Raw genomic sequence first — 22,649 nt, 5'->3', positions numbered from 1 at the left:
GGGGCAACAGCTGGAAACAAACCCGGTTGTCACCCTGACAACCGGGTCTTCACATGACTCCGCATGGGTGAAATTCACTCCCGACTCACCGCCCGCCAGTCGTTACCCGGACTTTGCCGAGAGACTGACCACCGTATCCATCCAGCACTGTTGCCCCGCCACCGGCTCGGTGCTGTCAGCGATCAGATCATTGGGATGCACCCCCACGCCCTGCCACCACTTGTAGGCATCATGATGCCGGTCATCAATGGCTTGCGGCGTCCGCTGGTCGCTCGCATAGCGTCCGCCTTCCCAGCGCCCCGAGTGGATCGAAATGGCAATCGCACCGGGCATAATCCCCTGGGTCAGGCGGGCAACCGCTTCCACTTCACCAACCGCCGATCTCAGGCTGATCCTGGAGCCCTCTGTCACCCCCTGTTCGGCCGCACTCAGCGGATTGATCCACACCTCGCTGTCGTGATGAATCTCGCTCAGCCAGGCGGCATTGCCCGTAGCGCTGCTTGTCTGCACATTGACCTTGAAGGTACTGAGCATGAACTGCCCCGGTTCGAGCTGCTGGTGCGAGGGAATCGCCTGATAGCTTGGGAGTCCGGGCAGCCCCGCGGCCGCCAGGATTGGCGAGTAGAGTTCCAGATACCCGCTCTTGTCCAGTTGGCCGGGGGCAAAACCGCGATAGACCTTGTCACCGATCCGTTGTCCGAGATACCCCCTGCCGGCACCCGCGGTGCCGCTATAACCCTGGCGTTCCGCCGCTGCGGGATCCGTAACGCCGGCCAGACGCCAATCCCAGTAAACCCCGGTCACCTCATCGAACAGCACCGTTTCACCTTGCAGCAGATCACCCGGCACCTCCACCTGGTGAGCATTAAATTGCGGCTGGAGTTTCTTGTCATGCCAGACGCCGCTCTTGGTCAAACCGCGAAATCCCCGCGCCTTGCGCTTGACCACGGGCGTCTCCTTGCAGGCCGCCTCGACAAACGCCTCATGGCTGCTGAAACCGATATTCAATCCCAGCTTTTCCCCCAGTTCACAGCACACATCGACAAAATCCCTGGCCTCACCCTGTGGCGCGACCATCGGCTGACGCAGACTGTATTCAGCGATCCGATTGGGCGAAATCCCCAGTTCAATCCCGAAGCACTCGAGCGGTGTGGTGTCCGGCAGGATCAGGTCGGCCAGGGCGGCCGACTCATCGTATACGGAGCTTACCGCGACCGTGAAGGGCAGCAGCGACTCATCTTTCATAATCTTGCGCATCGCCCCGGTATCGGCATTGGCGAAGAGCGGATTGTGATGATACCAAAGGTAGAGTTCCGGCCGCTCCCCTACCTCCTTGATCCGTTTCAGCACGTTATCCCCGGCATCGAACATCTGCAGCCTGGCACCCCGTTCCTCGTTGCCGAGGAAGCCCAGCCGCCGCGCCGGTTGCCTGTCTTCGGGGCCTTGCGGAAACTGCCACTCCGGCAGGACCGCCTCGGAGCGTCCCCCCGGGTTATTGATATTGCCGCTCAAGGCGGCCAGCAACATCAGTGCCCGCTCGGTCTCCACGCCATTGTAACGGGCAGTGGCGCCGCGCGAACTGAGGAAACAGGTCGGTCCGGAATCCACAATCTCGGCGCTTAACCGGCGAATCAACTCCGCATCCACACCACTGACCTGTTGTGCCCACTCGGGGGTGTAGGACTCGAGATGCGCACGCAGATGTGCAATCTTCTCCTCCACCGTGGCGGTGGCCTGCTCACTCACCTGGCAGAACTCCAGGAAACGCTCACCCGCCCCCCGATAGCCCTCATCGGCGACCAGTTGATGACACATCGCCAGTATCACCGCCAGGTCGGTACCCGGTTTGACCGGCACCCACTGATCCGATTTTGCCGCCGTATTCGACAACCGCACATCGAAGGTAACCATCTTCATGCGCCGATCAACCTGCGACAGGGTCAAGCGCCTGGCCAGTGCGACCATATTGGTATCGGCCTCCAGCAGATTGCTGCCAAAATTCACCACCAGACGCGCACGTTCCAGATCCGGGCTATCGAGGGCCCCACCCCAGGTCAGTTGCTGGGCGACGCGCCTGGCGCTAAGGCTGTTGCATCGCTGATCCAGGATTGAGGCACTGCCGAAGGCCGGCATGAAGATACCGCCGATCAGCTTTTCGGCACTGCTGGATATCCAGCCGTGCTGGAACAGGAAGCGTTCCGGTTTTCCCTGATCACGCAGACGCGCCAGGCGCTCGCGGATCTGCTCGATTGCGGCCTCCCAAGAGATCGTCTGCCACTTCCCCTCACCACGCTTACCGGTTCGATGCATCGGCTGCAACAGCCGATCAGGGTCGTACACCTTGGTCATGCCGGCCTGGCCCTTGGAACAGATCCGGCCCAGGTTGCGGATGGAGCTGGGGTTCCCCTCAACCTTGACCAGTTGGCCCTCGTCACTATAGCCGATAATGGCGCAATGACTGGGACACTCCCCACAAATTCCGGGCACTGCCTCCAGTTCGGCACCGCTGAAGGTGGAGTATTCCACCCCCCCTTCGGTCATGGGAGGGCTTTTTTCCGCCGACTCAGCCGCCGCCGGCAGCAGGGGCGCCGAGATGGCCGCAGTAGCGGAGAGCAGGAATTTTCTGCGGTTAATCATATCAGCCTCCAATCAAACCTATAGGGTGGTCGGACCGGTGACTTGACCCGCGACCACAATGATGTAGCGCAGGGCGAATCCACCCGCCAGGACCGATAAGGCGACAGCCACCTCAAGCACCAGACTGCTCCTGAAGGTCCGTCCATAAAGCAGTTTCGGTACCACCTGAAACAACTCCATAACAAAGGGGAACAGGATCCCAATCAGTACCACGCCCCACCAAAAGAGCGACGCCAGGGAGCCGCCGGGCAGGATCACCTCAACCGCATGGCGTACATCACCGATGGTCAGGTGGGCAAACATCAGGAACAGGAAGATCACCAACATCTCCCCACCCAACAGGAGGGCGTCCGATGAAACCAGCAGATACTGATCATTTTCACGGCCTTCCCGATGTTCGGCACTCTTTTCCCCGAACAGCGCCACCATCAACATGATCGCCGCAGTTCCGGTAGAGAGCGCCGACAATACGAACAGTCCGGCCAGGATAGGTGAATTCCAGAACGGCCGCGCCGGCATGGCCCCGAGCAACACCCCGGTATAGATCGCCACACTGATACCCAAGGGCACGCAGAGCCACGCCAGCACACGGCGGGCCTTGCCGAGCCATGGCCAGGTGGCCTGGCGTGGAATGAAGCAGATGGCATAAAGTCCGCTCAGGATGATAAACAGCGCCAGCGCCCAGGTGCCGATTGACATCGGCGAGAGGTTGAGCATCTTGAACAGGTTCAGGGCACGAAACGGCTGCCCCAGTTCAAAGACAATCAGGAAGGTGCCCAGCATCACCGGTATCGGCCCGATCAGTGCGCCATAGCGGGCAATGTCCATGCGGCTGTCATGGAAGCCCCCCTTGCGCAGCAACACCGAGCCACTGACAGTGACGGCACCGGCACCCAGACCGGCGAGAAACAGGTATAAGATGACCGGCAAACCCCAGTTGAGTTCATGCATGACTATCGCCTCTCCTTGATTGATCGGTGAGTGGAGACCCGTACCCGGTAACTGCCATCGCTGTTCTCGGCCTCCTCGGTAATATCCGCCTCGATATAGTAGACATTGGGTTCGGTCCCCTTGCCTGGCCGTAACACGGTCACCGCATTGGCGGCGATCTGTCGGGAGATCTCACTCTCGGGGTCATTCACATCACCGAAGATCCGTGCACCACCGATACAGGAGTTGACACAGGAGGGCAGCAGCCCCTTGGATACGCGATGGATACAGAAGTCGCACTTGTCGGCAAAATTGGTCACCGGATTGAGGAAGCGCGCATCGTAGGGGCAGGCCTGGATGCAGTATTTGCAGCCGATACAGAGCCCGCTGTCGACCACCACAATGCCATCCTGCGGGCGCTTGTAAGTGGCCCCGGTAGGACAGACGGCCACACATTGTGGTTCGCTGCAGTGATTGCACAGGCGTGGCAGGAAGTGGCGATTAACATTGGGGAAGGTACCCTTTTCGGTATACTCAACCCAGGATTTGTTGACGCCCAGCGGCACATCAAACTCCGCCTTGCAGGCCACCGAACAGCTGTGGCAACCAATGCAGCGCCGGGTATCAATCAGCATTCCGTACTGTATCCTGGATTGCTTTGCGGTTGATTCCGCGCCGCCGGCCGGGGCCAGGCTGCCTAACGCAGAGGCCGCGGTCGCAGCCACCGCACCGCCGGCCAGCAGCTGGACGAACCCCCTGCGGCTGGTGTCCGGTTTTTCTTGATCATTCATAACGAACTCCCACTGACTCTGGTTCAACCCTTGGGCGCATCTGCGGCGTCCGCCTTCTTGAATGCATCCTTGCGCGGTTCTACATAGCGATGCACCAGGCTGGTGTGGCACTCAATACAGGTCTTCTCCTCGTCCTTGGCCAGCTTGTGTGCATTCACGCCACGTGCCCGTTTGGGTTTGATTTCGTCCTCGATATGGCAGCCCCGACAGGTGTTGCTGTCATACTCGAACAGGCGATCGCGAACCCGGTAGGCGGTGGCCGCGCGTGCCGGTATCCAGTCTCCCGCCCGTTCCCCGTCGCGGTCACGAAAGTGGCCAAACAGGTCGGTGATACTGAGAAAATGGGTATAGGCGTAGGTGGTATTCCACCACCCTTCGGGCAGGTGACACTCCACGCAACGGGCCTGGGCCTGTTGCTCCTGCTCCTGCTCCTTCGAGGTGGCCGGATGCGGCCGGGTCGCGGTCAAGCGCTCGTCGGGATTGAACTCCCAGGGTAGATGGCAGTAGTTGCACAAGCCATCACTGGCAATCAGATTGCGTGTCACCGGTTCGTAGGCAATTACCCAGGCCAGTATCACCACCAGTACCAGGATGCCGGCGGCGGAAACCAGCGGATGCTTCTTTAAAAGGGAGATGTTCACCAGCCCCTCCACTCTGTGACGTTACTCGGAGATGACCCCGGATCATATCGGCATAGGACGATATGATCCGGGCAGCTGTTACCGATCAATTGAGCTTGGTCGCCTTGATGGTTGCGTCGGCACCAAAGCCCACCGTCACCGGGAAGGAGACGAAGTGACCGCGCGTGGTGATGTTGTCGTCGTGCGTGGCAAAGCTGAAGTTGTAGCTGTTGCCGTCGCTCAATGCCTTGTCATCCGGATTGGCCAGGTTGAGTTTGCGCGCCCAGACCACGGTCCAGACACCATCCTTCCATTCACCGTGCGCCTGGCTGTTGTCGGCGGCCGAACCCTTGGCATCCTCGCGGCTGACCACATACTCGGGAATCAGATCCCCCTCCTGCCAGCCGGCATTCGGATCGAACGGCACGGCATTCTGTTCACGGATCAGCGTCGTCGGCTTGTTGCGGATATCCTCGAACTTGACCGACTTGCTGCCGAACTTGGCGGGGTCGTACATGAACTTCGGCTGCTTGGCCTCCTTGTCCCAGTTCTTGCCGAAGGGGTTCTTGCCGGCGTCGCCGTTGCGATACTCCATGACATTGAAATCATCCGCCATGCCCACCGGGTTGGAGCGGTGACCGCGCCACTGCATCAGATCGAGGAATACACCATCGGCCTTCAACTGGGCGATCTCTTCCGGAGTCTTGCCCATATCCCAGGAGGCGTCCTCGTCGGTACGGCTGGAGGGTAGATACTTGCGTACGTCTTTTTTCTTCAGGTGCTTGAACAGCGGGTTTTCCGTGACGTCGGCGGTTTCCGGGATATCAGGGTTGTCGCGCTCGCCATTGTGGCAGGTCAGCCAGCAGCCCTGCTCCTTGAACATCGGCACCTTGCCATCATCGATAATGATCGACATGCGGTCTTCATAGATGCCCGGTTGCTCGCCGCTCTGCACATTCTCATTAAGCTTCGGGCCACCAAAGGCCTTCCACGCCTTGCCGTCATAGCGCCAATAGGGGTGGGCGGTGCCGGCGTAGTCGTTAAGGGTCTTCCACTGGAAGCGGAAATAGGCGTTGTCGTTGTCGTAGGCCACCTGGAAACCCAGCTTGATCGAACCGTTCTTGCCCTCGACAGGGGTCGGCTCCAGACGTCCCTCCTTGACCAGTGTATTTCCCAATACCTCCTCTTCATTCAAATGGCAAGCGACGCAGGCCTGACCATCCTGGGTCTGCATGAAGGCACGTTTGTGATCTTTTGAACGCAGCCATTGATAGGTGGACTGGCCGGGATAGAACAGGACCAGCTCATTGGCCGGAACCTTGCTCCAGTCTACATCGGCCGGTTCCATGGCGAATACCGGGGTGGCGGTCAGCAGCGAGACGGCCATTGCAATTGCGGTTTTTTTCATGATTCCCCTCCAGCGATTAACGAACTTGAATGACGATACACCAGGACAGGTGCAGTACCCGTGCCATATATACGGTTATAGGCACCAAGCCTGTTGATTCAATTGATTGAGATCACGGAAAGGTTCGACCAGGGGTACGATCGGTTGGGATAGCGACAGATTTTCTTAACTCCAGGAAAACTTATCCTAAAAATGGGAATTCCCCCTATTACGAGATATTTAACTTATTTTTCAACGCGATAGATGCATTTTTCGACACACTTCCGGGATGTCAGCGGGGGTCTGATGGCCAGCATCGGGATCAGCGGTTCGGTCAAGGATTGGCGTTGCCGGTCGCCGGGATCTGCGAAAGTGTCATAAAAATACGACAACTGTCTGGTTTTTACGACTCTCCCCAGCGTTTCATCCGCACATAGAGGTTCTGCCGTGGTATGCCGCTCAGCCGGGCCGCCTCGGAGACATTGCCTTTGGCCTGCTCCATCAGTCGCTCCAGGTAGTCCCGCTCAAAGTTCTCCCGGGCCTTCTGATAGGAGAGCAGCGCGTCTTCCGTCCCCTCCCCCGCATCGGCGATATCCTCTGCCAGGCAGGCAAGGTCGGCGGCGCTGATCGGGCCGTCGCCGTGCAGCGCCACCACCCGCTCAATGGCGTGCTGCAGCTGCCGCACATTGCCGGGCCAGGAGAAGTTCTCCAGTACGTAGAGGGCCTCGGGGGTCAAGGGACCGGCCCGCTTGGCGAACTTCGCATTGAAATGTTCGAGAAAGTGGACCGTCAAGGGCACGATGTCCTCACGCCGCTCCCGCAACGGCATCGGTTCCAGGGAGACCACGTTGATGCGGTAGAACAGATCTTCCCTGAAGCGACCGGCGCGCACCTCGTCGCTCAGCCGCTTGTTGGTGGCACAGATCAGGCGGAAGTCGCTGGAACGCAGCTCGGTACTGCCGATGCGTGAAAAGGTGTGCTCCTGCAGAACCCGCAACAGGCTGCTCTGCAGCTTGGTGCTCATATCGGCGATCTCATCGAGGAACAGGGTGCCGCCGTCGGCCTCCTCCAGGTAGCCCCGGGTCATCTTCACCGCACCGGTGAAGGCCCCCTTTTCATAACCGAACAGGGTACTTTCCAGCAGCTGTTCGGAGAGCGCACCGCAGTTTATCTCCATGAAGCGGCCGCTTTCGTTCCTTGGGCTCTGGGCGTGCAGGCTTTTCGCCACCAACTCCTTGCCGGTACCGCTGTCACCCTCGATCAACACGGTGACATCCAGTGCGGCCACTTGGCTGATCTGTTTCTGCAAGGCAATAGTCGACGGCGATTGCCCGATATAGATGGGCTGTGACGAGCGGCTATCCAGCGTCTGCTTGAGATCGTTGATCTCCCGATAGGCGCGATCCAGTTCCAGTGCCTTGGCAATCACCGCCTCCAGCTCTTCCAGGTTCTCAAACGGCTTGGTCAGATAGTCGAACAGTCCCTCGCGTACGGCACGCAACGCGTCACGCACATCGGCATAACCGGTGATCAGGATGGCCATCTGCTGCGGTTGGATCTGGCGTATTTCACGCAGCAGGTCGAGTCCATTACCGTCGGGCAGGCGCTGATCCATGATGATCAGGTTGAAATCTTCATGTTCGAAATACCCCCGTGCCGTGGCCGCATCCTCCGCCACCGTGACCTCGACGGGTCCATCGGAAAACAGCTCCTGGAGCAGGGTGCGTACATAATGATCGTCATCGACAATCAGGATCCTCGAATGCTTCAACAGATCATTTGTGCTCATTCCGTAACTCCACCTGTTTGCGGTAGCCAGAGGTGGAACACCGCCCCACCCTCCTCGGCATTTTCGGCCCACACCTCACCCTCATGCAATATGGCTACATGCTGCACTACCGGTAAACCCAACCCCGTGCCATCAGGCCGGGTGGTAAAAAACGGCGTGAATATCTTCTCAAACAACGCCTGGTCGATCCCCGAACCCTGATCACGGACAGCAAGACACCAGCCCGGCAGTCCTCCCCGCGTGTGAGGAAACAGACCCATCTTCACCACGCTGCCGGCCGGGCTTGCCTGAATCGCATTGGCCAGCAGGTTGAACAGGGCATGGCGGATCAATACCGGATCCACGGTGAGGATTGTCGGATGTTCCGGCAACTCGGCCTCCAGCCTCACCTGACGGCCAATGCTGCGCTGACTCAATAACAGGGTCTCGTTCACCAGGTTGTTCAGGTCACTCTCCTTGAGTTCAAAACAGGAGATCTTGGTAAAATCCAGCATGCGCCGCACAAACGAGTGGCAATCCTTGCCGGCCCGGCCGATTTCCCCAAGCAACCCCTTGAGCTGATCCGGGGCATCAAGCTTGCGCTCGGCCAGCTGGGCCATGTTGACCACCCCCACCAGGGGATTGTTCAGCTGATGGGCGATCTCCCCGACCATCAACCCCATGGCGGACAACTTTTCCAGCTGTACCACCTTCTGGTGTTCGGTGTTCATCCGGGTCAGTTTCAACTCTACCTCCCGCTGGCGCAGGGCATCCCGTTCGACCCGTCCCAGGATGATATAGAAGATTATAAACACCACCCCACTGGCCGCCACCGAGAGTAGCGTCACCATCCCCAGTGCCTGATAGAGGTTGTCCTGGACGCCGGTGACATCATGGACCACCGCCAGTCGGCCCACCACCTGCTGGGAGATGTCGGAGAATGGAAGCAGGGTGACATGGAACTCCTTGTCCGCCTCCTCAATCCGCAGGGTCTCGCGGCCCTTGGCAGTGCCCTCACGTAATCGCCGCAGCAGCGCCTCGGGTATCCGCTCGATCGACTTTGCCACTATCACCGAGCTCCCGATCCGCTCGGGAATATTGAAGTGTCCCTTGAGTCTCTTCGACGGGTCGCGCAGGGGCGGTCCCAGCAGCTCGCCGTCAACCATCGCCAGCAGCCCGACCCCCAGAATACGGCGGATTTCGTCGGTGATATTTTCTATCTCCTCACCCAGTTCCAGATAGCCGATCAACTGATCGCCGCGGTACCAGGGTAATACCACACGCAGGGTCAGCGTTCCCAGGGGTCCGAGCTCGACCCCCCGGACCACGGTGCGTTGCGCGGCGGCCTGTCGCGTGGTCGCCCGGTCGATGGTGTCACCAGACTGGTCCGGTTGATGGACACGCAGAAAATTGACCCGGTCCGGTTCGGTGATATAGAAATGGGTGACGTTATTATTCTCTCGCAAGGTGTCGAACAGTGGCCAGGTTTGCTGCAGCAGCGCTTCCCGGTCGCGACGCATGAAGGAACGCCGAATAGCCTCATTACGCGAAATGGCGATCAACGCCGCCTGCATCATCGACGCGTCGTTCTCAATCTGGCGAGCGAACAACTTCTCCATGTCCCTGACCCGACTGGCCAGCTCCGCCTCCTGTTCACGCCCCCCCACCACGTAGGTGGCAAGGACAAAGGCCCCGATCACGAACAGCAACACCAGGGTGAATGGCAGCAGGATACGCGCACGCACACGCTCGCCCTGTTTCAATGATCTGACCGCCTGCATACTGCTCCGCCTCACCCCAATGAAATCTCCAGACTCAAGAGTACGGTCTTGAAACGAATCATTCCATAGGATATTCAGGACTCGAGATACTCACCCACATGCGCTGTGGTGGGTGTCGAGGCCTCTTCAGGGGAACCTTAATCACGGCAGCGGATTGAGAACGCCGCTCCCGGCTCCGCGGCATAAGTCCCTCCCTGATAGACAAAAAAGCCCGATCAGTCACCTGATCGGGCTTTTTTACATGGCGTCCCCTAGGGGGTTCGAACCCCTGTTACCGCCGTGAAAGGGCGGTGTCCTAGGCCTCTAGACGAAGGGGACTTGGATCGTCTCCATTACATGACCGGGCTGCTGGCTGCCGGTCCGATGGGCTCCCTGCCCCCGCGTTGTTTGGTGGAGCCAGGCGGGATCGAACCGCCGACCTCGACACTGCCAGTGTAGCGCTCTCCCAGCTGAGCTATGGCCCCAAACGAGGCGCGAATATTAAGGTAACAGATGCCTTTTGTCCAGACTCTCCAGGTAATTTTTCCCCTTCAGTCATCCTGCTCGGCAATTTTCGCCCAGGTATCGCGCAGGCCGACCGTGCGGTTAAAGATCATCCGCTCACGGCTGCTCGCCGGGTCGACACAGAAATAGCCTTCCCGCTCGAACTGGAAGCGATCGCCCGCAACCGCCTGGCCCAAGCTCGGCTCGACCACCGCCTCGACCACCCGCAGGGAGTCGGGGTTGAGGTGCTCCAGGAACGAGCCGACCGACTTGTCGCTGTCCGGCGCCGGGTGATTGAACAGCCGGTCATAGAGACGCACCTCGGCGCGCACGCCGTGGCTGGCGGAGGCCCAGTGGATCACCCCGCGCACCTTGCGCCCCACCGGGTTGGCGCCCAGGGTCTGCGGATCGTAGCTGCAGCGCAGCTCGACGATCTCGCCCGAATCATTCTTGATCACCTGCTCGCACTTGATCACGTAGGCATTGCGCAGCCGCACCTCGCCCCCGCTCACCAGGCGTTTGTACTTCTTGTTGGCCGCCTCGCGGAAATCGGCCCGGTCGATGTAGAGCTCGCGGGTGAAGGCGAGCTGACGGCTGCCCATGGCCTCATCCTTGGGATGATAGGGGGCGTCAAGCATCTCCACCCGATCCTCGGGATAGTTCTCGATCACCACCTTGAGCGGGTCCAGCACCGCCAGGGCGCGGCGGGCGTGCTGATCCAGGTCCTCGCGGATACAGGCCTCCAGCATGCCCATCTCCACCGAGTTGGCCGATTTGGTCACCCCGATACGCTCACAGAAGGTGCGGATTGCGGCCGGAGTGTAACCGCGCCGGCGCAGTCCCGCGATGGTCGGCAGGCGCGGGTCATCCCAGCCCGCCATCAGCCCCTCGTCCACCAGTTGGGTCAGCTTGCGCTTGCTCATTACCGTGTATTCGAGATTGAGCCGGGAGAACTCGATCTGCTGCGGATGGCAGTCGATGCTGATGTTGTCCAGCACCCAGTCGTAGAGCGGCCGGTGGTCCTCGAACTCGAGGGTGCAGAGGGAGTGGGTGACCCCCTCCAGGGCGTCCGAGATCGGGTGGGTGTAGTCGTACATCGGGTAGATGCACCACTCCTCGCCGGTCTGATGATGGATCACCCCGTGGCGAATGCGGTAGAGGGTGGGATCACGCATGTTGATGTTGGGCGAGGCCATGTCGATCCTGGCCCGCAACACCCGGCTGCCGTCGGGGAACTCGCCGGCGCGGATGCGCCGGAACAGCTCCAGGTTCTCCTCCACCGAACGAGTGCGATAGGGGCTCTCCCGGCCCGGTTCGGTCAGGGTACCCCGGTACTCGCGGATCTGCTGGGCATTCAGGTCGCAAACGTAGGCCTTGCCCGCTTCGATCAGCTCCACGGCGTAGCCGTAGAGCTTCTCGAAATAGTCCGAGGCGTAGTAGAGCCGCTCTTCCCAGTCGAAACCGAGCCAACGCACATCCTCCTGGATGGCATTGACATAGTCCTCGTTCTCCTTGTGCGGGTTGGTGTCGTCAAAGCGCAGATTGCACAGCCCGTGATAGTCCCGGGCGATGCCGAAGTTGAGGCAGATCGACTTGGCGTGCCCGATATGCAGATAGCCGTTGGGTTCGGGCGGGAACCGGGTATGCACCCGGCCCTGGTTCTTGCCCGCCGCCAGGTCGCGCTCGATGATCTGGCGGATAAAGTGTGTCGGTGCCGTGGTTTCGTTGTTGCTCATAGCCTGTTGTGCCAAAGAGTTGCTGTTGTTCTGGTGATCATAGCGCCCGGATCAGGCGTTCGCTTCCCGTTTGCCGATGTAATCCAGCGCCCGGTCGATACGTCGCAGGCAGGCTGCCTGCCCCACCAGGCTGAGGGTGATATCGATACCGGGCGAGGCGGCCCGTCCCACCACCGCCACCCGCAACGGCTGGGCCACCTTGCCCATCTTCAGCTCCAGCCCGGCCGACACATCCATCACCAGCTGATGCAGCGCCTCCGGCGACCAGTCCGCCTGGGTCTCCAGGGCGGCACGCATCCGCTCCAGCGGCTCGCGCGCCACCGGACGCAGGTGTTTCTTTGCCGCGTCCTCGTCGAATTCATCGAAATCCCGGTAGAAGAAGGCGCTGATCTCGGCCATCTCCACCAGGGTGCGCGCCCGCTCCTGCTGCGCCTTCACCACCTCGCCCAGGTCCGGTCCCTGGGACGGATCGATCCCCAGATTGCCCATATGGTAGCTCAGCAGATGGGCCAGATGGGCCGGATCGCCCACCTTGATATAGTGCTGGTTCAACCACAGCAGCTTTTCCGTGTTGAAGGTGGAGGCGGCCTTGTTCACATCCTCGATATCGAACAGCTGGATCAACTCATCCACCGAGAAGATCTCCTGGTCGCCATGAGACCAGCCCAGGCGCACCAGGTAGTTGAGCAGCGCCTCCGGCAGAAAGCCGTCCTCCTTGTACTGCATGACGCTGACCGCACCGTGCCGCTTGGAGAGTTTGGCGCCGTCGTCACCCATGATCAGCGCGACGTGGGCATACCGGGGAATATCCCAGCCCAGCGCCTTGAAGATATTGAGCTGCCGCGAGGCGTTGCGCTTGTGGTCATCACCACGGATCACGTGGGTGATTCCCATGTCGTGATCATCCACCACCACGCTCAGATTGTAGGTGGGGGCACCGTCACTGCGGCGGATGATCAGGTCATCCAGCTCCGAATTGTTGACCAGCACCTTGCCGTGGACCTGGTCATCGAACACCACCACACCGATCTCCGGGTTGCGGAAACGCACCACGTGAGGCTCATCGGGACTGACGAATTTGTCCCGGCAGTGGCCGTCGTAGCCGCGCATGCCGCCACTCTTTTCGGCCGCGGCGCGCAGGCCGTCCAGCCGCGCCTTGCTGCAGTTGCAGCGATAGGCGTGGCCGCTCACCAGCAGTTCGTCGATCACCTCGTTATAGCGTTCAAAACGGTGCGTCTGGTAAAAGGGCCCCTCCTCGTACTCCAGCCCCAGCCAGGTCATCCCCTCCAGGATGGCATTGACCGCCGCCTCCGTGGAGCGTTCCAGATCGGTATCTTCGATGCGCAGGACAAAGGCGCCGCCGTGATGCCGGGCATAGAGCCAGGAGAAGAGCGCGGTGCGGGCACCTCCCAGGTGGAGGTAACCTGTCGGACTGGGGGCAAAACGGGTACGGATGGTGGTCATAACTCACTACCAGGCGGCCAATATCGGAAAGAGGCGCATTCTAGCAGATGTGTATGGATCTGCGTATGGAGCATTTGACCTGGCGGCGACAAATCTCTAGAATTGCGCTCCTCCACTCAGGGGGCGCGTAGCTCAGCGGGAGAGCACTACCTTCACACGGTAGGGGTCCCTGGTTCGATCCCAGGCGCGCCCACCAAATATTACCAGCAAATACAGCAACATACTCAAATTACTGGGTTGCTGTTTTTGCTCTGATCACACAAAAAAACAACATGTGACCAATGTGTGACCACTCGCGGCTCACGTTCCAGGCACAAAAAACCCTCGCCGGGAACTCCAATCGGGGCTGTATCTATTTCCAGCCATCCTCAGGCGCCACACTCCAACCGTCCTCTTCTTCCTCGGTGTTGCGATTACGTGTCTGGCGGGAGCAATTTCGTTTATATCAGTACTTGTATAATTATATCAGTGTGAATATGATTTCCCCATGAAGGAGATCGTATTCAAAGGACGGACACTGGAGGCCATCCGGGACTTTCCGGAAGAGGCGCGCCAGCAAACGGGGTATGAGCTGGATCGGGTGCAGCGTGGGCTGGAGCCGAGAGATTGGAAGCCGATGAAATCGGTCGGCCTGGGGGTTAAAGAGATCCGGGTCCGCACAGAGGATGGCACCTTCCGGGCCATTTACGTGGCCCGGTTCGGAAACACCGTCTACGTATTAAGCGCGTTTCAGAAGAAGAGCCAAAAGACCCCAAAGAGCCATATCGATATGGCCAAACGGCACTACCAGGAGATAGAGAAATGAGTAAATATCAGAGCGTTTGGGATGCCATCAGTGACACCCCCGAAGAGGCAACCAACATGAAGATGCGCTCGGCGTTGATGATGGGTATTGTCCGGCGTGTTGAGGAGATGGAGGGCACCCAGGCTGAAAAGGCGGAGCGTTTCGGCCTGACCCAGCCCCGCCTGAACGACCTGCTCAAGGGCCGCATCGGCAAGTTCAGTCTGGATGCGCTGGTGAATCTGGCAGTGAGGGTGGGCATGAAGGTCGAGCTGGAGATTAAGGCGGCGTGAAACAATCGCCGCCCCCCCGCGCGGACGGTTTAGTCCGCGGAATCAACCCGCCGTGTCGGCCCGTTCAGGAATTGGCGGTCCGTCGCCCCCACTGTCCACGCAAGATACTCCCCACCAGGATGAGGATAAACAGGCCCAGGGTGAGCGCATTCAGCAGACCACCGTGGATCAGCAGGCCGGCATGACCGCCGAGTCCACCGGCGACGCGCAGCAGCAGCGACAGCTGCAGCAGCAACAGAGGCAGGTAGAACAGCGGCGAGTAGGGAATCTTCAGGCGCGTCACCGCGGGGAAGATGATCAGGGCATGCCCGATCACCATGGAGAAGACGAAACCGAGGAAAATGGCGTGCAGCGCCGCATCCCGGCCGACACCACTCCCGCCCAGGGCCAGCCCCAGGAACAGCAGCGCGGAGAGCAGCAACCAGCCGTAGCCGGCCAGCATGCAGACCGCGGTGAAGCGGGTCAGCCCGTCGAGGCGCACGGTGCGCCGGGCGATATCGAATAGCAGCAGCCAGACCCCGATACCCGCCAGCCCCAGGGCAAAAAGGATCAGCCCGATCGAGGGGCTGAACGTGCCGATGGCGGCACCGGCCAGCGGGATCACCGAGAGCAGCGCGAGCCCCAGGCGTTTGCGCGGGTCCCGAATCACCAGGCGACTCAGCTCCAGCCGCTCGCCGGCAATGGTCAAGACCAGGAAGGCGATCCACCAGTACAACAGCTGGCTCACCGCCTGGCCATTCAGGAGCAGCAGATTGCCGATGAACAGACCGCTCACGCCGCCAAGCAGGATCCAGTTATGGACCGCCTGCTGAATCCGCAGCACCTTGATCGAGGCGATCAAAAACACCAGGCTGCCGAGGGTCAACAGGGCAATCGCCATAGCGGGTGGCGCGCCCAACAACAGCACCACACCGCCGACACCGGTCAGTAGCGGCGCCGTATAGGCCCAGTGCTGGCCAATCGCCACCGCCCGCTCCAGCCCGATCACCGTGCCGAAGAAGGCGGGAATCATCAGCACCCCGTGCTGGGCGGCCTGCTGCAGGGCAATCTCGGGCACCAGCGATCCCAGCCGGGCCAGGCCGGCGAGCGTACCGATTACCAGTGACAGCATGCCGAGAATCAGGATTGGATAACGGTAAACAGGCTTGAGATCACTCCACATCGTACTCCCCCGAGCACCGGCGCCGCGTTGTCAGCCGATGTTTTAAATTCTATTGCAAAGCTTGCGTCCCCCCTTGCTTACGTCCCTGTAAGCGAATACAACAGGGCGGTAAAGGAGATCCGCAGCATGCCGCTCCGTCGCCTCTGCCCCACCCTCGCGTGCCCAGGCCCGGGTAAATCCTGGTTCGCTAGGCAGCCTTCTTGGTGATATGCACCTGCCACACCTCGGGCCCCTGCTCGATATATTCCCAGTCGAACTGGTTGGCCCGTTCCGCCTCGAACTGATAGCGCAGGGGGGCCGGGTCGTGGTCATTCACCAGCAGCAGAAACTCTCCCGGCTGCAGATCCTCAAAGGTGTTGAAAATCATCGGATGGCGAAATCTCGGCTCAATGGTGCGGACGTCCACGGTGCTCTTTGCGGTTGGTGTACTCATATCATCGGTCTCCAGTCAGATTAAACAGTTCAATTCCAGCCCAATAGCCTTTTGGCCTCATCCGACATCATTTCCGGATTCCAGGCCGGCTCCCAGGCCAGCCTGACATCCACACCGACCCCCGCCGGCACAATGCCCTGAATCGCCTGCCGGCCCTCCTCGGCGAGATGCGCGCCCATCGGGCAGGCGGGAGATGTCAGGGTCATGGTCACGGCAACCCGGTCGGCCTCGGCGATCACGTCATAGACCAGTCCCAGCTCCACGATGTTGATCCCGACCTCGGGATCAATGACACCCCGCAAGGCATCATAGACGGCCTCACGGGAAACGCCTTCGCGGCTGGGGTTGTCGTTCATGTCGGATATTTCCATAAGCTATATTTCATTTGCATGTTTAATCTAGCATGGCGATCTGAGATAATCAATATGTTAAATACATATTAAAGGACGGGCCACAATGCGGCTGACCACCTTCACAGATTACACCATCCGGGTGCTTATTTATCTCGCCCTGGATCGGGAAAAACTGGCGACAGCGGGCGAACTGGCGAACAGCTACGGCATCTCCCACAATCACCTGACCAAGGTGGTTCATTACCTGGGCCAACAGGGCTATATCGAGACGATTCGCGGCAAAGGGGGCGGCATGCGCCTCGCCCTGAGCCCCGAGCTGGTCAATATCGGGGTGTTGATCAGACAGACGGAGCAGAACAGCATCCTGGTCGAGTGTTTCAGCCCGCAGAGTAGCCAGTGCCGGATACTGCCCGCCTGCCGCCTGGCAGGCGTGCTGAGCGAGGCCCAGGAGGCGTTCTTCAAGGTACTGGAAAAGTACACGCTGGCCGATCTGATCAGTAACGCCAGCGCCCTGGATCACCTGCTTTCCGGCCACGCCTGATCAGGCATCATCCCGATCGGGCAGGCACTCTTTAAAGATCTCGAGTTTCGGAGTTCACAAGGCGTCGTTCAGGCGGTCCACCCCCTCTCCGGGACACGCTGTGAATACGTCCCTGTACGCTCGGCGTCGGCATCCATGCCTCCGACGGTCCCGGAAAGGGGGCGGCCCGCCCGGCATATGAAACTGAGCTCCGAAACTTGAGTAAAGACAGCTATTCAGGTTACGTTTCGCGTATGTGTGGCTACCGATTTCCAACAGTAAAACCGATCCCGAAAACCTGTCGTCTGATATAATCGCCGCCCCGAATCTAATTGCGGAGCCGTGCCGTGCCGAAAGCGTGTGATTTAAAACGAGGCGTCATTGTCGAGATCAATGGCGCGCCCCATGTGGTGAAACAGGTGGAGGCGAAAAGCCCCTCATCGCGGGGTGCCGCGACCCTGTACAAGATCCGCTTCACCAATCTGCAGACCCATCAAAAGCTGGACGAGTCCTTCAAGGGGGATGATATGCTGCAGAGTATCGACTGCCTGCGGCCCCAGGTGCAGTACTCCTATCTGGATGGGGATCAGTATGTCTTCATGGATACCGAGGACTACAGCCAGTATGCCATCAACCGGGAGGATATCGAGGATCAGACCGGTTACCTGACCGAAGGGCTGGAGGGCATCACCGCCTTGATCGTGGACGGGAAACTGCTGGGCATCGAACTGCCCCAGTCGGTCTCCCTCACCATCACCGACACCACCCCCGGGATCAAGGGCGCCACGGCCACCGGGCGCACCAAACCGGCCACCCTGACCACCGGCCTGGAGATCCAGGTACCCGAGTACCTGGAACCTGGAGAGACGGTCAAGATCAATACCGGGACCGGAAAGTTTATCTCCCGCGCCTGATCCGACACCGATGCTGCTGGAGGGCCGTGCCCGCCAACGGCGCCCATGGGGCGCCCTATAAGCTAGCCTTCGGCGGCCGGCGGCACGGCCTTTTTGTGCTTCGGTTTCTTATCGCGCTTCTTGGCCATTTTGGCCTTGTCCGGCTGAACTTTCGCCCCCGCCTGGTGCGGCTTCACCGGCTTCAGTCGTAACGGCTGGTTACACACATAGACCCGCTGCAGGTGCTTATAGACATCACCCGGCATCCCCTCCGGCAGATCCACCAGGGTATGATCCTCGGCAATCTGGATCTGGCCGATATGGGCTCCGTCCAGCCCCGCTTCATTGGCCAGTGCACCAACCACTTCACGAGGCGTCACCCCATGCTTCGAGCCCACCTGCAAACGATAGGTCTCCATGGGGACATCGCTCTTGCGGGGACCGCGCTCGGTCTTGGCCTTGGGTTTACGTTTTGCCTTTTCCTGTGAACCTTCAGCCCGATAGGTCGCTGACTCATTCTTGCCCTTGGCCCTGGCGCGTTTGGCACCTGAATCGGCCACCTCCTGGACAATAAACGGCCGCTCCTTCTGTCCCAGATAGGTGAGCGCCGCGGCAATATCCAGCTCGCTCATCTCCTGTTCCTGAGCCATCCGCTGGACCAGCTGATAGTAGTAATCCAGATCCTGTTGAGTCAGGGTTTCCCGGATCAGGGTGGTGAAACGGTCAATCCGGTGTTCGCTCAGGTCACCGGCTGAGGGCAGCTCCACGGCCGGAATCTGTTGTCGGATCGAACGTTCGATGGCCTTGAGCAGGCGGTTTTCCCGGGGTTGCACGAACAGCAGCGCCTTGCCCTTGCGCCCGGCCCGTCCGGTTCGCCCGATACGGTGCACGTAGGACTCCGGGTCATTCGGGATATCGTAATTGACCACATGACTGATGCGCTCCACATCCAGTCCGCGGGCCGCCACATCGGTGGCCACCACGATATCCAGCTTGCCCTGCTTCAACCGGTCCACGGTGCGCTCGCGCATCGCCTGGTTCATGTCGCCGTTGAGCGCCTCGGCGGCAAAGCCGTGCGCCTCCAGCTTATCCGCCACCTCGACCGTGGCCAGCTTGGTGCGGACGAACACGAGCATGCCGTCAAACTCTTCCACCTCCAGGATGCGCGTCATCGCATCCATTTTATGGTCACGACTGACCACGTAGTGCACCTGGTCGATCGCCGTCACCGTCTCGGTTTTCGATTTGATCTTGATCTCGACCGGATCACGCAGATATTTCTTCGCCACCTTGCGGATCGCGTCCGGCATGGTGGCGGAGAAGAGCGCGACCTGGCGCTGTTCCGGGGCCTGTTCGAAGATCCATTCGATCTCCTCGCTGAAGCCCATCTTGAGCATCTCGTCCGCCTCGTCCAACACCAGGCATTTGATGTTCTCAAGCTTCAGGGTGCCCCTTTTCAGGTGATCGATCACCCGCCCCGGCGTGCCCACGATCACATGGGCCCCGCGCTGCAACTGGCGCAGCTGCAGACTCATCCCCTGACCACCATAGACCGGCAGGACATGGAATCCGCCCATATGCCGGGCGTAACTCTTACACGCCTCGGCCACCTGCAGCGCCAGTTCCCGGGTTGGGGTGATAATCAGGATTTGTGGATCCCGGGAACCGAGGGTGAGCTTGCTCAACAGCGGCAAGGCAAAGGCGGCGGTCTTCCCGGTTCCGGTTTGGGCCTGTCCCAGCAGGTCACGACCAGCCAGCAGTTCGGGAATACAGGCTGCCTGGATCGGCGTCGGGGTCTCATACCCCTGATCCTGAATCGCCTTGAGTACGGCCGGCGACAGGCCAAATGTGTCGAAACCTGCGGTAGCGGGAACGGAGTCCATGGAGATTACCTCTGGCGGGTGTTGGATCCACCGAAGAAGCTCAATGGAGTCAGGATATGAGGAAGGCGCGGGATTGTACAGGCTAAACGGATGGATGGGTAGCTTTATCGCGGCCACGACCGCTGCGCAGCCCTCGGAGCGACGCTGCCGACGACGTATCAGGCAGCAAACGGGGCCCGCGCGGGCCCCGTTGCGCACGCTAGGAGTCTGTCACCTCAGGCATCGAAGGGGTGACGCACCACCACGGTCTCTTTACGATCCGGGCCGGTGGAGATCACATCGATCGGCACACCGGTCAACTCTTCAATCTTGCGAAGATAAAGGCGGGCGTTCTCCGGCAACTGCTCGACACCGGCAACCCCGATGGTGGATTCGCTCCAGCCCGGCATCTCCATATAGACCGGCTCACACTTTTCGAAGCCATCCGCGCCGGCCGGCGGAACGCTGACTTCGCTGCCGTTGAGTTTATAGGCGACACAGATCTTCAGGGTTTCCATTCCATCCAGGACATCCAGCTTGGTGATACACATGCCGGTGACACTATTGATCTCCACGGAGCGCTTCAGCGCCACGGCATCGAGCCAGCCACAGCGGCGCTTGCGCCCGGTGGTGGCACCGAACTCATGCCCTTTCTCCCCCAGACGGTCGCCCACGGTGTCAAACAGCTCGGTGGGGAACGGTCCCGCGCCGACCCGGGTGGTATAGGCCTTGACGATGCCCAGCACATAATCGATATGGCAGGGTCCCACACCGGTGCCGCTGGCCGCGCCCCCGGCGGTGGTATTGGAGGAGGTCACGTAGGGGTAGGTGCCGTGATCGATATCCAGCAGTGCCCCCTGGGCCCCCTCAAACATGACGTTGCGGCCTTCGACCCGCATCTGGTGCAGGGTACCGGTCACATCCTCGATCAACGGGGTGAGGAGTTCCGCCTGGGCCAGCGACTCATCCAGCACCTGGTGAAAATCGACCGCATCCGCCTTGAAGTAGTTGACCAGTGTGAAGTTATGGTACTCCATCACCTCGCGCAGCCGCTCCTTGTAGAGATCCACGTCACACAGTTCGCCAAAGCGGATGCCCCGACGGGAGACCTTATCCTCATAGGCAGGTCCGATGCCGCGCCCGGTAGTGCCGATCGCTTTAGAACCGCGCGCGGACTCACGGGCCTGATCCAGGGCGATGTGGTAGGGCAGGATCAGCGGACAGGACTCGCTGATTCCCAGCCGCTCCAGGACCGGCACCCCGTTCTGCTTCAGCAGCTCCATCTCTTCCAGCAGGGCGGTGGGACAGAGCACAACGCCATTGCCGATGAGACAGCGGACATTCTCCCGCAGTATCCCGGAAGGAATCAGATGCAAAACCGTCTTTTTGCCGTCAATTACCAGGGTATGGCCGGCGTTGTGCCCCCCCTGGAACCTGACAACAGCCTCGGCCCGGTCGGTCAGCAGATCGACGATCTTACCCTTGCCTTCATCACCCCATTGGGTGCCGATTACTACTACATTTTTACCCATGTTCGTACTCATCAATACGTGATTCCACGAGTCTGCCAGAGGCCTCAGAGCGTCTTGACAACCCAGTTATCACCCTGCTTTACCAGGGCCTCCCCACAACACATTGTGCCCGCATCGCCCGGCTGACCGGGCAACGCAACAACCACCCGGCGCCCTTCGGCGCGCAGTTCATCCACCCGCTGCCGCAAGGCCGGGTCATCCTCTGCCGGGGCAAACACCCCGGTTGTCTGTTTCCGGTTTTCCGCCCTGCCCAGCCGCATCAGCATCTTCAGGTCGGCGCTGAAACCGCAGGCCGGACGCGCCCGGCCAAACAGCTGGCCGATGTCATCATAGCGCCCGCCACGGGCAATCTCCTGCCCGAGTCCGGGCACAAAAGCCGCAAATACAACCCCGGTATGATAGTGGTAACCGCGCAGTTCGGCCAGATCAAAATGCACCGGCACGTCCGGTCGCTGTTCCACCAGCAGCGCCGCCAGCCGTTCCAGCTGGGCCAGGGCAGACTGTACCGCCGCACCGGTACCGGCCAGCGAGTGCCGCGCCCGCTCCAGGGCATCGTCGCCGCTCAGACTGGCCAGCGAGGTGAGGCGCCGATGCGCCTCGGCGCCCAATCCATAGCTGTCCAGCAGTGCATCGATCTCCGACACCGCCTTGCGTTGCAGGGCGTCGAACAGGGCCAGTTCCTGCTGCTTGTCCAGGCCGCTCTCCTGTGCCAGGGCGCGAAAAATCCCCACATGGCCGAGATCGAGATAGACGTTGTCGATACCGGCCCGCTCCAGGGTCTTCAGCATCAGACAGAGGATCTCGTGGTCACTCTCCTCGCCCGAATGGCCGTAGAGTTCGGCGCCGATCTGCACGGGTGAACGGGAACCGGCAAAACCGTCATTGCGGGTATTCAGCACCGTCCCGACATAACAGAGGCGCGTGGGACCTTCCCGCCGCAACTGGTGGGCGTCGATGCGTGCGGCCTGGGGGGTGATATCCGCCCGGATGCCCAGGGTTCTGCCGGTAATCTGATCCGTCAGTTTGAAGGTGCGCAGATCCAGATCCCCGCCGGTACCGGTCAGCAGCGATTCCAGATATTCAATAAAGGGGGGTGATACCAGGTCGTATCCCCAGCCGTTGAACTGGTCGAGAAGATCCCGGCGCAGCATTTCCAGCTGAAGTGCCCTGGGGGGGAGCAGTTCATCAATTCCCTCCGGCAACAACCAATGTGCATTGTTCAT

General features: G+C 60.3%; 19 protein-coding genes and 3 tRNA genes. 5 read left to right on the top strand and 17 right to left on the bottom strand.

What is annotated here, in order from left to right; genetic code table 11:
• Positions 1-102 precede the first annotated feature (102 nt).
• The 11 genes from O9K64_RS13920 to gltX form a co-directional block, all read right to left on the bottom strand.
• A complete protein-coding gene (locus O9K64_RS13920) occupies positions 103-2,637 on the bottom strand; it encodes a molybdopterin-containing oxidoreductase family protein (RefSeq protein ID WP_275098689.1) in 2,535 nt (844 codons plus the stop codon).
• 18 nt (positions 2,638-2,655) lie between these two features.
• Positions 2,656-3,588, bottom strand: a complete 933-nt coding sequence (nrfD, locus tag O9K64_RS13915; RefSeq protein ID WP_275098688.1) for an NrfD/PsrC family molybdoenzyme membrane anchor subunit — start codon at positions 3,586-3,588, stop codon at positions 2,656-2,658.
• Between the two features lie 2 nt (positions 3,589-3,590).
• Entirely contained in the window at positions 3,591-4,358 is a 768-nt protein-coding gene (dsrO, locus tag O9K64_RS13910) for a sulfate reduction electron transfer complex DsrMKJOP subunit DsrO (protein WP_275098687.1), read from the bottom strand.
• A gap of 23 nt (positions 4,359-4,381) precedes the next feature.
• Positions 4,382-4,999, bottom strand: a complete 618-nt coding sequence (locus O9K64_RS13905) for a NapC/NirT family cytochrome c (RefSeq protein ID WP_275098686.1) — start codon at positions 4,997-4,999, stop codon at positions 4,382-4,384.
• An 85-nt stretch (positions 5,000-5,084) separates the two neighbouring features.
• Positions 5,085-6,386: an ethylbenzene dehydrogenase-related protein gene (locus O9K64_RS13900; protein ID WP_275098685.1), complete on the bottom strand. Its 1,302-nt coding sequence runs from the start codon at positions 6,384-6,386 to the stop codon at positions 5,085-5,087.
• A 382-nt stretch (positions 6,387-6,768) separates the two neighbouring features.
• Positions 6,769-8,154 (bottom strand): sigma-54-dependent transcriptional regulator, encoded by a 1,386-nt coding sequence (locus O9K64_RS13895; RefSeq protein WP_275098684.1) that lies wholly within the window; start codon positions 8,152-8,154, stop codon positions 6,769-6,771.
• Entirely contained in the window at positions 8,151-9,914 is a 1,764-nt protein-coding gene (locus O9K64_RS13890; RefSeq protein WP_275098683.1) for an ATP-binding protein, read from the bottom strand. The genes O9K64_RS13895 and O9K64_RS13890 overlap by 4 nt, the downstream gene beginning before the upstream one ends.
• Positions 9,915-10,156: 242 nt before the next feature.
• Positions 10,157-10,232, bottom strand: a tRNA-Glu gene (locus tag O9K64_RS13885).
• Positions 10,233-10,302: 70 nt separating this feature from the next.
• A tRNA-Ala gene (locus O9K64_RS13880) sits at positions 10,303-10,378 on the bottom strand.
• Positions 10,379-10,444: 66 nt separating this feature from the next.
• Complete coding sequence (locus tag O9K64_RS13875) at positions 10,445-12,133, bottom strand: glutamine--tRNA ligase/YqeY domain fusion protein (RefSeq protein ID WP_275098682.1); 1,689 nt, start codon at positions 12,131-12,133, stop codon at positions 10,445-10,447.
• A 51-nt stretch (positions 12,134-12,184) separates the two neighbouring features.
• Positions 12,185-13,597 carry a glutamate--tRNA ligase gene (gene gltX / locus O9K64_RS13870; RefSeq protein ID WP_275098681.1) on the bottom strand — a complete coding sequence of 471 codons (1,413 nt, stop codon included), beginning with the start codon at positions 13,595-13,597 and terminating at the stop codon, positions 12,185-12,187.
• Positions 13,598-13,718: 121 nt separating this feature from the next.
• On the opposite strand from gltX, the gene O9K64_RS13865 reads away from it, so the two are divergent.
• The 3 genes from O9K64_RS13865 (at position 13,719) to O9K64_RS13855 (ending at position 14,671) form a co-directional block, all read left to right on the top strand.
• A tRNA-Val gene (locus O9K64_RS13865) sits at positions 13,719-13,793 on the top strand.
• A gap of 291 nt (positions 13,794-14,084) precedes the next feature.
• Positions 14,085-14,402, top strand: coding sequence for a type II toxin-antitoxin system RelE/ParE family toxin (locus tag O9K64_RS13860; protein WP_275098680.1), 318 nt, complete (start codon positions 14,085-14,087; stop codon positions 14,400-14,402).
• Entirely contained in the window at positions 14,399-14,671 is a 273-nt protein-coding gene (locus O9K64_RS13855; protein ID WP_275098679.1) for a helix-turn-helix domain-containing protein, read from the top strand. The genes O9K64_RS13860 and O9K64_RS13855 overlap by 4 nt, the downstream gene beginning before the upstream one ends.
• 64 nt (positions 14,672-14,735) lie before the next feature.
• On the opposite strand, the gene O9K64_RS13850 is transcribed toward O9K64_RS13855, so the two are convergent.
• The 3 genes from O9K64_RS13850 to O9K64_RS13840 all read right to left on the bottom strand — a co-directional run bounded on the left by O9K64_RS13850 (position 14,736) and on the right by O9K64_RS13840 (position 16,637).
• Positions 14,736-15,782 (bottom strand): hypothetical protein, encoded by a 1,047-nt coding sequence (locus tag O9K64_RS13850; protein ID WP_275098678.1) that lies wholly within the window; start codon positions 15,780-15,782, stop codon positions 14,736-14,738.
• Positions 15,783-16,020: 238 nt separating this feature from the next.
• Entirely contained in the window at positions 16,021-16,266 is a 246-nt protein-coding gene (locus O9K64_RS13845; RefSeq protein WP_275098677.1) for a DUF2249 domain-containing protein, read from the bottom strand.
• Between the two features lie 29 nt (positions 16,267-16,295).
• Positions 16,296-16,637: a metal-sulfur cluster assembly factor gene (locus tag O9K64_RS13840; RefSeq protein ID WP_275098676.1), complete on the bottom strand. Its 342-nt coding sequence runs from the start codon at positions 16,635-16,637 to the stop codon at positions 16,296-16,298.
• Positions 16,638-16,722: 85 nt separating this feature from the next.
• Here O9K64_RS13840 and O9K64_RS13835 point away from each other — a divergent pair, with 85 nt between their 5' ends.
• Together O9K64_RS13835 and yeiP are read left to right on the top strand one after the other, a co-directional pair.
• Entirely contained in the window at positions 16,723-17,160 is a 438-nt protein-coding gene (locus O9K64_RS13835; RefSeq protein WP_275098675.1) for an RrF2 family transcriptional regulator, read from the top strand.
• Between the two features lie 326 nt (positions 17,161-17,486).
• Positions 17,487-18,053, top strand: a complete 567-nt coding sequence (yeiP, locus tag O9K64_RS13830; protein ID WP_275098674.1) for an elongation factor P-like protein YeiP — start codon at positions 17,487-17,489, stop codon at positions 18,051-18,053.
• Positions 18,054-18,115: 62 nt separating this feature from the next.
• Here yeiP and O9K64_RS13825 read toward each other — a convergent pair whose 3' ends face one another.
• The 3 genes from O9K64_RS13825 to O9K64_RS13815 all read right to left on the bottom strand — a co-directional run bounded on the left by O9K64_RS13825 (position 18,116) and on the right by O9K64_RS13815 (position 22,649).
• The gene (locus O9K64_RS13825) at positions 18,116-19,915 is read right to left on the bottom strand and encodes a DEAD/DEAH box helicase (protein ID WP_275098673.1); all 1,800 of its coding nucleotides are present in this window, start codon (positions 19,913-19,915) and stop codon (positions 18,116-18,118) included.
• A 215-nt stretch (positions 19,916-20,130) separates the two neighbouring features.
• Entirely contained in the window at positions 20,131-21,426 is a 1,296-nt protein-coding gene (locus O9K64_RS13820) for an adenylosuccinate synthase (protein ID WP_275098672.1), read from the bottom strand.
• A gap of 44 nt (positions 21,427-21,470) precedes the next feature.
• The gene (locus O9K64_RS13815; RefSeq protein ID WP_275098671.1) at positions 21,471-22,649 is read right to left on the bottom strand and encodes an ATP phosphoribosyltransferase regulatory subunit; all 1,179 of its coding nucleotides are present in this window, start codon (positions 22,647-22,649) and stop codon (positions 21,471-21,473) included.

The organism is Sedimenticola hydrogenitrophicus (assembly GCF_029017505.1).
Classification (GTDB): Bacteria; Pseudomonadota; Gammaproteobacteria; order Chromatiales; family Chromatiaceae; genus Sedimenticola; species Sedimenticola hydrogenitrophicus_A.
This window is presented reverse-complemented; position numbering and strand designations above follow the sequence as displayed.